Source organism: Sorangium sp. So ce426, assembly GCF_051475585.1.
Taxonomy (GTDB): domain Bacteria; phylum Myxococcota_A; class Polyangia; order Polyangiales; family Polyangiaceae; genus Sorangium; species Sorangium cellulosum_B.
This window is the reverse complement of sequence record NZ_CP150341.1, coordinates 7,584,623-7,598,799: the sequence shown is the minus strand read 5'-3', so window position 1 is coordinate 7,598,799 and position 14,177 is coordinate 7,584,623. Positions and strand designations below refer to the sequence as shown.

Annotated in this window: 10 protein-coding genes; 2 read left to right on the top strand and 8 right to left on the bottom strand. The window is 74.6% G+C overall.

Features of this window, described 5'->3' with window-relative positions; translation table 11 throughout:
* Positions 1-66: 66 nt before the first annotated feature.
* Genes WMF44_RS28195 through WMF44_RS28165 form a run of 7 tightly spaced genes read right to left on the bottom strand, consistent with a single transcriptional unit; the run spans position 67 to position 8,189 of the window.
* Positions 67-666 (bottom strand): DUF6484 domain-containing protein, encoded by a 600-nt coding sequence (locus tag WMF44_RS28195; protein WP_437293139.1) that lies wholly within the window; start codon positions 664-666, stop codon positions 67-69.
* On the bottom strand, positions 663-1,283 hold the full coding sequence (locus tag WMF44_RS28190) for a hypothetical protein (protein ID WP_437293138.1): 621 nt from the start codon (positions 1,281-1,283) through the stop codon (positions 663-665). The genes WMF44_RS28195 and WMF44_RS28190 overlap by 4 nt, the downstream gene beginning before the upstream one ends.
* Positions 1,284-1,305: 22 nt before the next feature.
* Positions 1,306-2,550, bottom strand: coding sequence for a DUF4150 domain-containing protein (locus WMF44_RS28185; protein WP_437293137.1), 1,245 nt, complete (start codon positions 2,548-2,550; stop codon positions 1,306-1,308).
* Between the two features lie 2 nt (positions 2,551-2,552).
* Positions 2,553-3,665: a beta-ketoacyl synthase N-terminal-like domain-containing protein gene (locus tag WMF44_RS28180; protein WP_437293136.1), complete on the bottom strand. Its 1,113-nt coding sequence runs from the start codon at positions 3,663-3,665 to the stop codon at positions 2,553-2,555.
* Positions 3,666-3,698: 33 nt separating this feature from the next.
* Complete coding sequence (locus tag WMF44_RS28175) at positions 3,699-4,700, bottom strand: DUF2169 family type VI secretion system accessory protein (RefSeq protein ID WP_437293135.1); 1,002 nt, start codon at positions 4,698-4,700, stop codon at positions 3,699-3,701.
* Positions 4,684-5,991, bottom strand: a complete 1,308-nt coding sequence (locus tag WMF44_RS28170; RefSeq protein ID WP_437293134.1) for a TIGR02270 family protein — start codon at positions 5,989-5,991, stop codon at positions 4,684-4,686. The genes WMF44_RS28175 and WMF44_RS28170 overlap by 17 nt, the downstream gene beginning before the upstream one ends.
* Positions 5,992-5,993: 2 nt before the next feature.
* Positions 5,994-8,189, bottom strand: coding sequence for a type VI secretion system Vgr family protein (locus tag WMF44_RS28165; RefSeq protein ID WP_437293133.1), 2,196 nt, complete (start codon positions 8,187-8,189; stop codon positions 5,994-5,996).
* A 531-nt stretch (positions 8,190-8,720) separates the two neighbouring features.
* Here WMF44_RS28165 and WMF44_RS28160 point away from each other — a divergent pair.
* Together WMF44_RS28160 and WMF44_RS28155 are read left to right on the top strand one after the other, a co-directional pair.
* On the top strand, positions 8,721-12,218 hold the full coding sequence (locus WMF44_RS28160; RefSeq protein ID WP_437293132.1) for a protein kinase domain-containing protein: 3,498 nt from the start codon (positions 8,721-8,723) through the stop codon (positions 12,216-12,218).
* 128 nt (positions 12,219-12,346) lie between these two features.
* The gene (locus WMF44_RS28155) at positions 12,347-12,958 is read left to right on the top strand and encodes a hypothetical protein (RefSeq protein WP_437293131.1); all 612 of its coding nucleotides are present in this window, start codon (positions 12,347-12,349) and stop codon (positions 12,956-12,958) included.
* A gap of 107 nt (positions 12,959-13,065) precedes the next feature.
* Here WMF44_RS28155 and WMF44_RS28150 read toward each other — a convergent pair whose 3' ends face one another.
* A complete protein-coding gene (locus WMF44_RS28150; RefSeq protein ID WP_437293130.1) occupies positions 13,066-14,046 on the bottom strand; it encodes a helix-turn-helix transcriptional regulator in 981 nt (326 codons plus the stop codon).
* Positions 14,047-14,177 lie beyond the last annotated feature (131 nt).

The window sequence follows — 14,177 nt, the reverse complement described above, 5'->3', positions numbered from 1 at the left end:
TCGAGGCTCCGGGCGGGGCGCGCGGAGGCCTGCGAGCGGCGGCCGCCGCCGGCGCTGGGCGGGAGCTCAGTTGATCTCGACCGAGCCGCCCTGGATCCGGTTCACGCCCGTGGCGCGGCTCGATACGTAGGCGCCGCGCAGCAGGATCTTCCCGGCGCGCGTGAGCGTGATGCTGGCCTCGCCGCACTGGAGGACGATCTCGCGCTCGGCCGTGAGGACGAGCCGCTCCCCGTCGCGGGTGACCTGCAGGCTGGCCGCCGCGCCCGTCGCGGCGGCGTCGTCCGGCGCAGCGGCGTCGCCCGGCGTGGCTGCCGTGGCGCCGGGCGGGCTCGCGGCAGCGGCGGAGCGCGCCGCGCCGAGCCCCTCCGCCATCCTGCCGAGGATCACCGGGCGCGACGGATCCCCCTCCTCGAACAGGAGCGCGACCTCGGCGCCCGGGACCAGCGAGCTCGGCCCGGCGAGGGCGCGCGCCGCGACCCCCTCGGGCGTCCCCGGGAAGGCGACGCGCACGCCGTCCAGGGCCTCGATCACGCGGCCGATCACGATGCCCTCGATGCGTTCCCGGGGGGGCGGGAGGAGCACGAGCTCGAGCAGCTCTTCGCCTTCATCCGCCGGGGCGTCCGCCGCGGCCGGCGGTCCACCCTTCTCTGCCTTCGCCTGGCTCATGGCGCGTCCTCCTCCGCTCGCCGTCTCCAGATGATCTCGCTACCGGTGTCCGCTACCTCCGCGATCGCGCGCTCCACGAGCGGGGCGTTCTCGATGCGCACCCGCACGAGGCTCGTCGGCGCGGGCGTCGGCTCTCCCGGGACTTCCGCCGATCCCGACCGCTCTACCTCGATCAGCACCTCGTCGTCCCCGTAGATCCACTTGCCCACGAGGATCAGGGCATCGATGGGCGTGTCGGGGTCGGCGAGCTCCGCGCTGATCGCACCCGCCGCCGTGCCCAGGCCCGGCACGCGCCTCCAGCCCGCCCGGCCCACGAGGGCCGCGACCTGCTCGCTCACCCGCGCCGCCTCGGCGTCCGAGAGCGGCCCGACGTGGGGGCAGATGCGCGCGCTCGTCAGCTTGCCCGCCACGAAGCGGAGCGCGACGAGCGCCGCCTCAGGCAAGTCGAAGCCGCCGGGCGCCCGCGCGTGGACGCAGCGGACGACCTCGGTGACAGCGACGAGATCGATGGCGTGGAGCTCGACGAGGCGGGGAAACGGGTAGCTCGATTCGGCGAGGAGCGCTTCGACGCCCTCGCCGAGGGTGAACCGGACGGTAGGGGGCTCACCGGGGCTCATGCGCGCGATCCTCTCCAGCCTCTCACGGCAGCACGGTCCCCACCGGCGGTACGGGGTAGTTGGGCGGCGACGACGTGAGGACCTGTTTGCCTTCCAGCTTCAAGAACTCCACGCTCATCCATTTCGGCCATTTCTCTTGGAGCTTGTCGAACGCCTGGGAGACGCGTATCGCCATGTCGATACGGTCCTGCACGTCGATGATATTCCCATTGAAGGGCACCTTGGGGCCGCCGCCGCAGCTCGCGGACAGGTATACGTCCGGGTTCTTCGCGCCGAACAGCCGACCGACGACCAGGTCGTTTCCGACCTTGTTCCCGATGAGCGCGCTCACGAAGAGGGGATCGTTCTTCATGACGTTCTGGAGCGTCACCGCCTGCTCCTGGGTCGCGACCAGCAAGGTCGCCTTCTCGATGCTCGCCTTGTCGCCCTTCGCGAACAGGTTGAACGCCTGCTTCATCTCTGGCGTCATGCCGCCGGCGGCCGCGCACCGCTGCAGCGCGTCGTTCCCGTACTTCGCGTAGAACAGGAACTGCGGGTAGATGTCCCTGAAAATCGCCTTGTTGCCGGCCGCGAGCCCGCGCAGCACGGCCCTCGCCGCCTCCCTGATACCGGCTTTGACCTCGCCGAGCCCCAGGTTGTCCCTGTAGAGCTCCACGGCCTCTTTCATGCCGCACCCGGCCTCCTTGGAGACGAAGGCGCCCATGCCCGCCCACTTGAGCTCGGGGTGCTCTCTGTAGATCTTCGCGTACGCCGCGGTGATGTGCTTGTTGCGCAAGATCGGATTGCGGTCCCCGCCCCGGCGCAGGACGTCGTCCACCTCCTTGCGCACCTGCTTCCACATGGCAGCGCAGTCGGCGTTGCCGCCGACCGGCGGCTGCTGCTCCCCGGCGCAATTGAACGTGTTGCCGTGGTTGTGGAGCATCTTGTCGGTGAGCCGACAGGCCGCGTGCCCCTCGATCTTCACGTCGGCCGAGAAGGTGAGCCAGCTGGCCTCCTTCATGAAGGTGCCGCTCACCACGCCGCCCATCGTGCCCGGCTCGTCGCCCGTGCTCGTGGCGAAGATCGATGGTCTGTGCGCGATCGAGTTGCCCCCGTCCGCGAACACCGTCCCGGTCCCGCCCGCGAGGTCCGCCGAATAAGCGATGTTCGGGTACGGGACGGGCACGCCCGGCGGGGTCAGGCACACGTCCGGCGCGGTCGCGACGGAGATCCCGTCGCTGCCGCGGTGGCAGAGCGAGAGGCCGTTGACGTTGATCGTGACCGGCATGGTTACTCCCTCCCGACGCAGCGGTGCTCGAGGAGCGCGGCGGAGCGCGCGCCGCCGTCGGCGCTCGTCCACACGAGGGCGCGGGGCCCCCGCGCGGCGCCGCGCGCGGCGGCGTGCGCCGACAGCGCGAGGTAGAGCGGGCCGGACGCCGCGCCGACGTCCCCCCACGCGAGCGCGGGCGCGGTGATGCGGCCCGGCTCGGCCAGGCGGCGGGCCACGCGCGGGATCGAGAAGCCCGCCTCGTCGCCGCGCCACCGCTCGCCGTTCAGGTCGCACACGACCTCGTCGACGACCGCGCGCTCGCCGAGCGGCGCGAGCGCGGCCCGGAGCGCGGCGGTCAGGCCCGCGCCGAGCGACGGGGTCTCGGCGCGCGGCGCGACCTCCTCGCGCGCCGTCGCGGCCGCGAGCACGGCCGCGGCGGGGGCGATCGCCCGCTGCTCGGCGAGCGCCCGGGACGCGACCACGCAGAACCCCGCGCCCTCCCCGGCGACGAGCCCCCACCGATTGCGCTCGGATTTCAGCTGCTCCCGCTCGTGGAGCCAGGCGAGCGTGCTCGCGGCGAGGTACGAGTCGACGCCGCCCACGAGGCACACCTCGGCCGCCCCCGCCTCGATCCGCTGGACCGCGTGTGCGAGCGCCGCGAGGCCGGCGGCGTGATCGAGCGGGAACGGCTCGACGGCCGCGGACACGCCCCTCGCGGCGAGCGCCGCGGCGACGCGCGCGCTCACGGCGGCGACCGCGTCGTCGGGCAGGCCGGGGCGCGGGGACGGGACGCCGAGCAGCACGGGCACGGCGGCGCCCGGCGCCACGGGCAGGCCCGCGGCCACCTCGTCGAGCGCGCGGGCGGCGAGCGCCGCGAGGCGGACCGTCACGGGCGGCTCGTCCGCGGGGCGCCACGACGGGAGGTAGGGCGCGGCCGCGATCGTGAAGGCGTGCCGGCCGGCGACGGGGGCGTGCTCGCAGAGCGAGAAGTGCGACACCGAGGCGCGCGCGGCGGCGCAGGAGCCGACCGCCGACGGGGCCGACGCGGTGCAGCCGCCGAAGCCGAGGATCACGGCCGACGGCGCGGCGGGCGCGGCCACGGCCGGGGGCGCAGCGGTCACGGTCACGGTCACGGCGCCGCCTCCGCGCGGCGATCTCCGCCGCGATCAGACATACGTCTTCTCCCAGATGCGGGTGTGCTCGAGGCGGTGCTCCTTGCCGTGGCAGGGCAGCGCCGTGTGCCACACGAGGATCACGCGGCGCGCGTCCGGCTCGATGATCACCGTGTGCAGGCGGGCCCGGTGCTCCGCCGCCTCCCGGCCGAAGGACGTGCGAAAGCACGGCCTCGTCCTCGGCAGCCGGAACCGGAGCAGCCCGCCGGGGGTGAGGTGCAGCAGATCCACCGGCGTCCCCTCGCGCAGGAAGCCCGGGACCCGCTGATCCGCGGGCGCCCCGAAGAAGAAGAGATCGTCGAAGTCGGCCGGCAGGAGCGGCATGCGCTCCTCCTCCCATGCGCGGTCGAAGGTGCCGGCGAGCGCGCGGCGCGGCGCCCAGCCGCGCGCGAGGGGGCCGAAGCCTGCGGGCGTGGGGCGATCCTTCGCCGACGAGATCGGCGCGCCGGGGTCCTCGATGTTCGGCGCCGGCCGCCCGAGGAGGCGCTGGGCGCGCTCCGCGAAGCCCACGCCGGCCGGGTTGCGCGGCTCGCGCGCCGAGGTCTCGGGGTCGGCGCCGCCGAAGGCGCGCTCGTAGCGGATCGGCATCTCCACGAACGGCTCCGGCTCCGACGGGACGACGCCGAGGACACCGCGGCGGTAGGTGCGATCGCCGACGACGACGAGCCGCTTTGCGATCGGCCCGCAGCGCAAGCCCACCTCGACGCGCGCCGCGGGCTTGCCGTTCGGCGCGTGGGCGCGGCCGTGGACGAGGACGTCCGTGCCCGGCTTCGTCAGGACGAGATCGGCGTCGTAGCGCAGGCTCGACCGGTCCGGGTCGCCGAAGTGGAGCGGCGCCAGGGCGACCGGCTCCTGCGCGTCGGCGACCTCGGTCGTGCCGTCGTCGCGGATCGCGAACGTCCCCTTGACCGCGACCAGCCACACCTCGGCGCCGCGCCGGTCGCGGGCGAAGCAGCGCTCCGCGGCGTACGGCGTGTGGTTAACGAGCTGCCACACGGGGGGCCTCGTCGGGGCGTCCGGCGGGGCGGAGCGCCCGCGCCTGGCGGAAGGATGGACCGCGGACCTCGAACAGGGCGCGCCCAGGCTCCAGCGCGGCGAGGTCGAGGGCCGCGCCCGCGCGGAGCGCCTGCGGGACGCGCGCCGCGTGCGCCGGGTCGAAGAGCGCGTCGTGGAGCGCGGCGCGGTCGATCGGCCGGCCGAGCCGGTGCCGCGCCCCCTGGTCGAAGCGCCCCGCGAGGTCGGCCCAGCGGGCGCGGAGCTTCCCCGCGTCGGGCCACGCGAGCCGCGCGTCCGGGTCCATGCCGACGTCGCGCTCCCACGGATCGTCGGTGGGGCCCGCCCGGAAGCCGGGCGGAGGCACCGCGGCGAGCTCGCCCCTGGCCACGTCGACGCCCGTGATCGCCGAGAAGGCCCAGCCCGCGAGGCGCGCGAGGTCGGGCCGGTCCGCGAGCGCGAGGATCCACGGCACGGCGCGCGCGTCGCCCCACGCGGCCGCCGCCGCGAGCGCGCGCCGCTCGCCCCCCGCGGCGGCGATCTCGCGGATGAGCGCCTCGGCCTCGCCGGGCGGGAGCACCCGGACAGCGAGCTCGAGCGCGCGCTCCGCGAGCTCGGCCTCGCCCGCGCGCGCGAGCGCCGGGAGGGCGCGCCGGCACCGCGGATCACCGAGCAGGGCGCCCGACCACGCCGCCCACGCGCGGCACCCGGCGTCCGGGTCGTCGAGCGCGTCGCGCAGCGCGCCGGTGAGGTCGCGCCGGCAGAGCTCGCCCGCGGCGCGCAGCGCGGCGGCCCGCAGCCGGGGATCGCCTGCGAGGGTCGCCCGCGGGAGCGCGTCGCCGGGATCGCGCCGGTGCGCGCGCTGGGCGTGGAGCCGGAGCAGGGCCAGCGGCGCGTCCGCGCGGCCGCCGGCGGGCTCGGCCGTGACCGCGTCCGCGTCGGACCAGGGGGCCCAGCCGAGCGCCGCAACGACGTCGCGCTCTCCGCCGGCCACGCCAGGGCCGAGCCCGGCGCGCTCGGCGGCGTCGCGGAGGAGCGGGGCGCTCCGCAGGCGGATCGCGAGGAAAGCCTCGACGAAGCGGCCCCCCGCGCGGCGCGCCGCGCCGGCCGCGTCATCGCCGCCCTCCGCCGCGAGGAGCAGGCCGTCGAGGTGCGCCTCGAGGCGCTCGTCGAGCGGCGCGAGCTGCGCGAGGCCGTGCGTCCGGGATCGCGCGGCGCGCGACCGCTGCGCCCGGAGGAACATCGCGGCGTCGGCGTGGGTCTCCAGCACGTCGGGCAGGGAGATCGGCGCCATCGTCAGTTGATGTTGACGGTGCCCCCCTGCACCTTGACCGTGCCGCCGGCCTCGACGAGCACCGGCCCGCTCGCCTTGATCGCGACGTCGCCGGCGGTGATCGTGACGTTGCCGGCGGCGTCGACGTGGATCGCGCTGGCGCCGCAGGTGAGGTCGTAGGCGTCGCCGACCTGCACGAGCATCGTCTTGCCGGCGGTGACCTCGTAGCGCTGGCCGACCGTGAGCGCCTTGGCGCTGCCGACCGACTCGGAGGAGCTGATCCCGACGGTCTCGGCCTTGGAGAGCGCGACCTCCACGCTCATGCTCTTGCCCACGCTCATGGAAGCGTCGGCGCCGATCTGGACGCCCTGGCTGCCGCCGACCTGCGAGGTCCTGTTCATGCCGACCACCTGGCTCTGGTTGCCGGCGATGTCCGCGTCCTCGTTGCCGCCGATCGTCTTCGAGCGGTTGTTGCGGATCGTCACCGACTCGTCGTTGCCGACCGAGCGGGAGCGGTCCCCGCCGACCACGCGCGACTCGTCGCGGCCGACGTGCACGGTCTCGTCGTTGCCGACGTTGCGGCTCCGGTCGTGGCCGACGGTGAGCGTGTCGTCGTGGCCGACCTGCTTCACGCGGTCGTTGCCGATCCTGACCGTCTCGTCGTGCTTGACGAGCTTGTCGAGGTCGCGCTCCGCCTGCATCCGGAGGAGCTCCCTGCCGGCGGCGTCCTCGAACATGAGCTCGTTGTAGCCGCCGGTGCCGGTGGTCGAGTTGGTCTTGATGCCGCTCTGCGTCTTGTTGTCCGGCAGCCTGTACGGCGTCTGCTGGAGGCGCGTGTAGACGCGGCCGACGATGACCGGCCGGTCCGGATCGGCGCCGAGGAAGTCGACGATCACCTCCTGGCCGACGCGCGGCAGGTTGGTGCCCCCGTAGCCGGCGCCGCCCCAGGGTTGGCTCACGGGGATCCAGCACGACGAGCCGTCGTCCATCGTGCTCTCCCGGTCCCAGTGGAAGTGCACGCGCACGCGGCCGAACTCGTCGACGTGGATCTCCTCGCCCGGCGGACCGACCACGGTGGCGCTCTCCACGCCGACGGCCTTCGGCTTCGGCGTGGAGAGCGGCGGCCGGTAGGGGGCCTCGGCGCTCACGGCGGTGCACGCGTGGCCCCACTCGCCCGAGCTGGTGCCCGAGAGCCGCGACGCGACGACGAGCAGGGGGCGCTCGGGGCCGAGCTCGCGCTTCGGGTGATCGAGGAAGGAGAGGACGGCCCCCGGCGCGGGATCGAGGGCGTTCGTGTCGAACGAGACGGTGCGCGCAGACGCGCGCTTCGCCTGGAGGCGGCGCGCCGCGAGCGCGGCGCCCTCGCCCTCGTCCGCCCGGTATCTGCCCTTGTCGTCCGCGGCCGGGGTGCTCTCGCCGGCGCCGCCCTCGTAGACGAACGCGCCGGGCACGTAGTGGAACCGCTCGAGCCTCTCCTCGACGTCGGACGAGGCCGCGGCGCTGGCGATGAGCGGGTAGGTGGGAGGCCGCCGGTGATCGACGTCGCGCACCGTGTACCTGCCGGGGCGCAGCGCCCGGCCGATGCGGACCTCGGTGACGTGCTCGGCGTCGGCAGCGGTGGGGTGATCGCGGAACGCGATCGGCGCGCGCCGCGGGTTCGTCTGGGGGGCGTCGTCGAGGACGAGCTGGCTCTCCCCGTCCTCGGCGTCGAAATAGAAGCTCACGCCCGCGTCCTCGAGCATGCGGCAGAGAAAGGTGTAATCGCTCTCGCCGTACTGGACGCGATACTTGCGCTTCCTGTAGGTGTCTCTCAGCTTGAGCTTCGGTGAGACCCCCCAATCGCCGAGGAGCGCGAGCGCGATGTCGACCTCGGACATGAGCTGGAACATGCGGTGATTGCGCCGCTGGCTCGAGAGCCACAGCGCGGGCACGAGCGAGAGCTGATACGTGGACACGCCGCGCTCCTCGACCGCGGTCTGCTGGAGATCCTTGCAGACACCGGTCCACGCGCGGGTGTGCCGGCCGCGGACTACGAACCTCATCGGCTGGCCGACCACGGACTCGAAGTCGATGTCAGGGTTCTCGGAGACGGCGGTCAGGGAGACCTCGAAGAGGGACGAGATGCGCTCGTCGACCTGGAAGCGCCGCACGTCGAGCGCGTCGCCGGATGCGATGGTCGCTTCGAGGTTGACGAGGTCACGCGGGGGCGCAAGGGCCATGGGTCGCTCCGTGTCCCGGCCACACGCTCGCTCGGGCCGAGGCAGCGGATGCTACTGGGCCGCGCGGCAGGGGACAAGCTCATCCGTCCCGGAGGGACGCGAGCAGCTGGTACCCGACGCACCGACGAGCGAGGAGGCCCCGGCGATGCGCCGCGCGAGGGGGCGCTCCGCGCGGCGCGGGCGCGCAGGGCCGAAACGGTCCAGTCCTCCCGGGGCCGGAGGCGCCGTGACCGGACCCGCCATGGGAAAAGAAGGCATCATTCGATGATCTCCTCGAGAAGGGATCTGTCAGCGGCGCTGCTGTGGATATCGCTCGTCCGGTGGCGCCCACCGCCAGGGCGAATCGTGTTGTTCAATGTCATGGACATGCCCTCTCCTCCCGCAGGCGCGCCCCGCGAAAGCATCGCCCGGACGCCTCGCGCCGAGACATCGACGCAGAGCGGAGGCCGCCGGCGGCGCGGGCATCGGCGCCCTCTGTGGTAAGCTGCCCGCGCCGCGGCCCCCCGAGCTCGTCCCGGTCGCGGCCGCCTCATGTTCTCTCCGGATTGCCCGCTCGTCCTTGGTGGCCGCTACCGTCTCCTGAGCGAGATCGGCCGCGGCGGCGCGGGCGTTGTGTACATGGCCGACGACCTCGACGGAGGCGGCCATGTCGCGGTGAAGGTCCTGCTCCGGACACACGCGGCCGGCACGGCGGCGGCCTCCCGGTTCGAGCGCGAGATCCGGGCCATGCGGCTCCTCGACGCGCCCGGGTTCGTGCGCATGCTCGACGCCGGCTTCGCCCGCGAGCTCGACGACGCCCCTTTCCTGGTGATGGAGCTGCTCCGGGGCCACGACCTCGAGCAGATCGTCACCACCCAGGGCAGGCGCTCGCCCGGCGAGGTGCAGCGCTGGCTCGGCGAGGTCGCCGAGACCCTCGAGCTCGCCCACGCGCGGGGCCTCTCCCACCGCGATCTCAAGCCCGCGAACCTCTTCCTCGCGATCGGCGACGACGGGCAGGAGCGCGTGAAGATCCTCGATCTCGGCCTGGTCAAGGCGGTCGAGCCGGGCGCGCTCGGCGCGTCGGGCGGGATCACCGCCACCGGCACGGCGATCGGCACGCCCATCTACATGGCCCCCGAGCAGGCGCGAGGGCGCTCGGACCAGATCGGCCCCGCGGCGGACGTGTGGGCGATCGGCCTCATCGCCGTCCGCCTCCTGACCGGCGACATCTACTGGACCGCGAACAGCATGGCCGAGCTGATGGCGGCGCTCCTCGTGATGCGGCTCTACCCGCCGTCGACGCGCTGGCGGTGGCTCCCGCCCGCGTTCGACGCGTGGTTCTTGCGGTCGTGCGACCGCGACCCGGCCGGGCGTTTCCCTTCGGTCCGCCAGCAGAGCCTCGCGCTGCGGGCAGCGCTCGAGGGCTCCTCGGCGGCCGTCGAGCCGCCCGGCGCCGGCGGGCCGGCGCCGCCCGGGGGTGGCGTGCCCGCGGGCATGCTCAGCACCGACACCATCGAGCTCGCGGGCACGGTCGAGGCCCCGCCCCAGGCGCGCCCCGGCGGCGCGCACCGCGACTCGGACCGGTTCTTACCGCCGCCCGGCCTCCACGGCACCTCACCGCCCGGCGTCCACGGCACCTCACCGCCCGGCCTCCACGGCACTTCACCGCCCGGCCTCCACGGCACTTCACCGCTCGGCCCCCACGGCACCTCGCCGGCCGGCACCTCGCTGCCGCTCGGCTCCTACGGCGCGCCGCCGCTCGGCACCTCGCCGCCGCCGCCCGGCTCCTACAGCACGCCGCCGCTCGGCCTGTTCGGCTCGCCGGAGGCCGAGCGGCCGCGCCACAACCTGCCGGTCCAGCGCACGCCGTTCGTGGGCCGCGCCCGCGAGCGCGCCGAGATCGCCGCGCTCCTGCTCGACCCCGAGGCCGGCCTGCTCACGCTCACCGGCGTCGGCGGCACCGGCAAGACCCGGCTCGCGCTCCAGGTCGCCGAGGAGCTCGTCCCCGCGTTCCCCGGCGGCGTCTGCTTCGTGCCCCTCGCGTCGCTGCGCGAGGCGGCGCTTGTGCCCTCGGCGATCGCGCAGGCGCTCTGCCTCGGCGAGGGCGGCGCGCGGCCGGATCTCGAGCGCGTGGTCCAGTTCCTCCGCGACCGCCGCCTGCTGCTCTTGCTCGACAACCTGGAGCACCTGACGGCCGCGGCGCCGGCGATCGCGCACCTCGCCGCGAGCTGCCCGCACCTCTCGCTCCTCGTGACGAGCCGCGCCGCGCTGAACCTCTCGGGCGAGCGGCGCTACGTCGTGCCGCCGCTGGAGGTGCCGGAGCCGCGCGACGTCACGGTGGACGCCGCGCTGGCGAGCTCGGCGGTGAGCCTGTTCTGCCGCCGGGCCGCCGCGATCAAGCCCGGCTTCCAGCTCGGCCCCGACAACGCCGCGGAGATCGTGGAGATCTGCGCGCGCCTCGACGGCCTGCCGCTCGCGATCGAGCTCGCCGCGTCGCGCCTCCGGGTCCTCACCCCCGCGGCGCTGCTCTCGCGCTTCGGCGACCGCGGTGCCGCCGGGCGCTCCTCCGCGCCCGCGGGCTCGTTCCGCCTGCTCACGGGCGGCGCGCGCGATCTGCCCGAGCGCCAGCAGACCATGCGCGCCGCCATCGACTGGAGCTACGGCCTCCTCGATCCGGAGGAGCAGCTGGCCTTCCGCACGCTCGCCGTGTTCGCGGGCGGCTTCTCGCTGGCCATGGCGGACCAGATGTGCGCCTCCCGCGATCCGGCGCTCGACACGCTCGGGATCCTCGAGTCGCTGATCGACAAGAGCCTCGTGCTCCAGGTCGCGGGCGAGGAGCCGCGGTTCCAGATGCTCACGATCCTCCGCGAGTACGGCCTCGATCGGCTCGTGGAGGAGGGCGCCGCCGAGGCGTGCAACCGGCGCTTCGTCGAGCTGTCGCTGGAGCTCGCCGATCGCGCGGCCGAGGCGCTCTGCGGGCCCGAGCAGGCCGCGTGGCTCGCGGCGCTCGATCTCGAGCACGACAACCTCCGCCTCGCCCTGGAGCTCGCGCTCGCGGGGGCCGACGCGGGCGCCGCGGTGCGCCTCGCCGCCGCGCTCTCGCGGTTCTGGTACATCCACGGGCACTACCAGGAGGGCCGCGCGTGGCTCGGCCGGGCGCTCGCGGGCGCCGCGGGCGTCGCGCCCGAGCACGTGGCCTCGGCGCTCCGGGGCGCGGGGAGGCTCGCGCTCCTCCAGTGCGACTACCGCGAGGCGCGCGCGCTGCTCGAGCGGGGCGCGACGCTCTACCGCGAGCTCGGGGACGAGGGCGGGCTCGCCTCGGTGATCCAGATCCTCGGGAGCGTCGCCCGCGAGCAGGGCGACTACGAGCGCGCGCTCGCGCTGCACGGCGAGAGCCTCGCGCTGGCCACGCGCCGCGGCGACACGCTCGAGGCGGCGCGCGCGCTCGGCTACTCGGGCTTCGCGGCGTGGCTCTCGGGCGACACCGCGCGCGCGGAGGGCGCGTGCCGCCTCGCCCTGCCGGAGCTCCGCCGCGCGGGCGATCGCGAGGGGACCGCGACGGCGCTGCTCTACCTCGGCTGCGCGGCGTTCTACCGCGGGGATCTCGGCGACGCGGCACGCCTCTGCGAGGAGAGCGAGGGCCTGTCGCGGCAGGTGAAATTCAAGGAGGGGATCGCCTGGACGAGCAACATCCTGGGCCTCATCGCCATCGAGCGCGGCGATCTCGCCCTCGCGGAGCGGCGCCTGCGGGCGAGCCTGCGGCTGCACCGGGAGCTCGGCGATCTCTGGCGCTCCGCGAGCGTGCTGGAGGCGCTGGCGTGCGCGGCGGTGCGGGCGGGGAAGGCGGAGCGCGGCGCGCGCCTGCTCGGCGGCGCCGCGGCGCTCCGCGAGGCCATCGGCACGCCGGTGCCGCCCATCGAGCGGCCGGCGCTCGAGGCGTGCGTCGAGGCCGCGCGCGCGGCGCTGGGGGAGGCGGTCGACGATGCGCGCTTCCTCGAGGGCCGGGGCGCCGGGCTCGACGCGACGATCGCGGCGGCGCTCTCGGAGTGAGCCTGTTCGCGTCGCGTGAGGGAACAGGTCTTCAACATGAGTGAACGGGGCGGATCGAGCAGGATTCTGCGCCCTGGAAACGGTGCGGTTCGCTTCCGTCGTGGAGCGCGCCGTGCTCGATGGTGGATATGAAGAGCGCACGATGGGTGTTCGCAGGGTTGATGGGGGTGATGTCGGCCTTGCCCGCATGCTCCGATGACACGCAGGGAGGCCCGGGCGGCAGCGCGGGAGAGGGCGGCGGGGCGGGGGGATTCACGGTCACCGGACCGATCACGGGGGAGGCGGCTCCAGAGGGCGCCGTGGTGGCCGTCGTCTGGATCGTGAGCTCGTCCAGCCCCGACTACGGCTTCAACTTCGGCGAGGGGAGCCTCTCCGGCGCGACGTTCACCGTCGGCTTCGGGTCGGCGCCGCCGCGCGAGGCGCTCAACAGCAACGGTGTCGGCATGGGCTTCGTCATGCTCCTCGCGCCGGGCACCCAGGTGCCCGGGGGCGAGATCGACGCCGACGTGCTCGATACAGCGCTCCTTGGGGTGAGCTCGCGGCACGTCATCGTCTGGCGTGACGACTCCGGCCAGGGGTTCGACTGGTCCGAGAGCTTCCCGGCCGGGTTCGGCTGCGGCAAGTGCGTCGCGGCGCCGCCAGGCGAGGGGTTCGACGTCTACGAGCCAGTCGACTGCTCCGAAGTGGAAGTCCAGGTCGCCTCGGACCCGGATTCGCTCGAGTTCTGCAACTGGACCTGACGTCGCGACCCCGAGGCATCCACTCGAATTCTTCGGAAAATTCACAGGGAGGCAGGGAGACGGGGAGGAAAATAGTCAAAATACTCCCTGTCTCCTCGCCTCCCTGTTCAATTCTCTCGCTGCCCCGCTCCGCTCCGCCCCGCGGCCCGGCCGAGGCGCTCGGCCAGGCGGCGGAGCTCGTCGATGAGCTCCTCGGGCTCGTGCACCTCGAACTCGAACCCCATGAACCCGAGGTGGAACGCGAGCGCGTCGAGGCTCCCGCCGCCGGTGTGGACAACGCAGCGGTCCGGCGCCAGCGCCTCGATGCGCCCCGCCACGCCCGAGAGGCGCTCCGAGACGGCCTGCGCGGGGGCGTGTACGGTCACGCGCGCGCGGATCGGGTAGGCGTCCGTGGAGACCGACTTCGACACGTAGGCGGCCACGTCCTCCGCGGGCAGCGGGCGCGGCTTGAAGCGGCCCGCGGCCTTCGGCCTGCCCTGGATGCGATCGACGCGGAACGTCCGCCAGGCGTCTCGCTGGAGATCGTACGCGAGCAGGTACCAGCGCCGGCTCGTGTGCACGAGCCGGTACGGCTCGACGGCGCGCGTGCTCGCGGCGCCGCTGTGGCTGCTGTAGTCGAAGCGCAGGACCTCGGCGTCGCGGCACGCGTTCGCCATGGCGGCGAGCGCGTCCGCGTCGACGGTGGGGCTGCCGTCGCCCAGCCGCACGCTCACGGCGCCCAGCGCGGTCACCTTGCGCCGGAGCCGCTTGGGGAGCACCTGCTCGAGCTTCCCGAGCGCGCGGACCGACGCCTCCTCCAGCCCCCTCACGGGCCCGGTCGCCGCCGCGCGCAGCCCCACGGCGACGGCGACGGCCTCGTCGTCCTCGAGCGGCAGCGGCGGCAGCTCCTTCCCGGCGCCGAGCTGGTATCCGCCGCCGATGCCGGTGGCCGCGTGGACGGGGTACCCGAGGCTCCGGAGCCTGTCCACGTCGCGCCGGACGCTGCGCTCGGTGATCGCGAGCTCGCGGGCCAGCTCGCCGCCCGTCCAGAAGCGCCGGGATTGCAGCAGCGACAAGAGCTTCAGCAGCCGCGCGGACGTCTGGACCATGTGCCGCCTGTCTCCTTGCGGACCGAATCTGTCCGCAATCCAGTCTAGCTTCCTCTCATCCCGCGGGCGAGGCGCCCGAAGGCGCGTCTCGACGAGCCCTACGGCCCCCGCCCCCATCCCTGGAGCCACCG

What these genes read in the sequence shown, in the direction of transcription:
- WMF44_RS28195 (WP_437293139.1), bottom strand. Translation starts at nt 666, where the DNA reads ATGAGCCAGGCGAAGGCAGAGAAGGGTGGACCGCCGGCCGCGGCGGAC.
- WMF44_RS28190 (WP_437293138.1), bottom strand. Translation starts at nt 1,283, where the DNA reads ATGAGCCCCGGTGAGCCCCCTACCGTCCGGTTCACCCTCGGCGAGGGC.
- WMF44_RS28185 (WP_437293137.1), bottom strand. Translation starts at nt 2,550, where the DNA reads ATGCCGGTCACGATCAACGTCAACGGCCTCTCGCTCTGCCACCGCGGC.
- WMF44_RS28170 (WP_437293134.1), bottom strand. Translation starts at nt 5,991, where the DNA reads ATGGCGCCGATCTCCCTGCCCGACGTGCTGGAGACCCACGCCGACGCC.
- WMF44_RS28165 (WP_437293133.1), bottom strand. Translation starts at nt 8,189, where the DNA reads ATGGCCCTTGCGCCCCCGCGTGACCTCGTCAACCTCGAAGCGACCATC.
- WMF44_RS28160 (WP_437293132.1), top strand. Translation starts at nt 8,721, where the DNA reads ATGTTCTCTCCGGATTGCCCGCTCGTCCTTGGTGGCCGCTACCGTCTC.
- WMF44_RS28155 (WP_437293131.1), top strand. Translation starts at nt 12,347, where the DNA reads ATGAAGAGCGCACGATGGGTGTTCGCAGGGTTGATGGGGGTGATGTCG.
- WMF44_RS28150 (WP_437293130.1), bottom strand. Translation starts at nt 14,046, where the DNA reads ATGGTCCAGACGTCCGCGCGGCTGCTGAAGCTCTTGTCGCTGCTGCAA.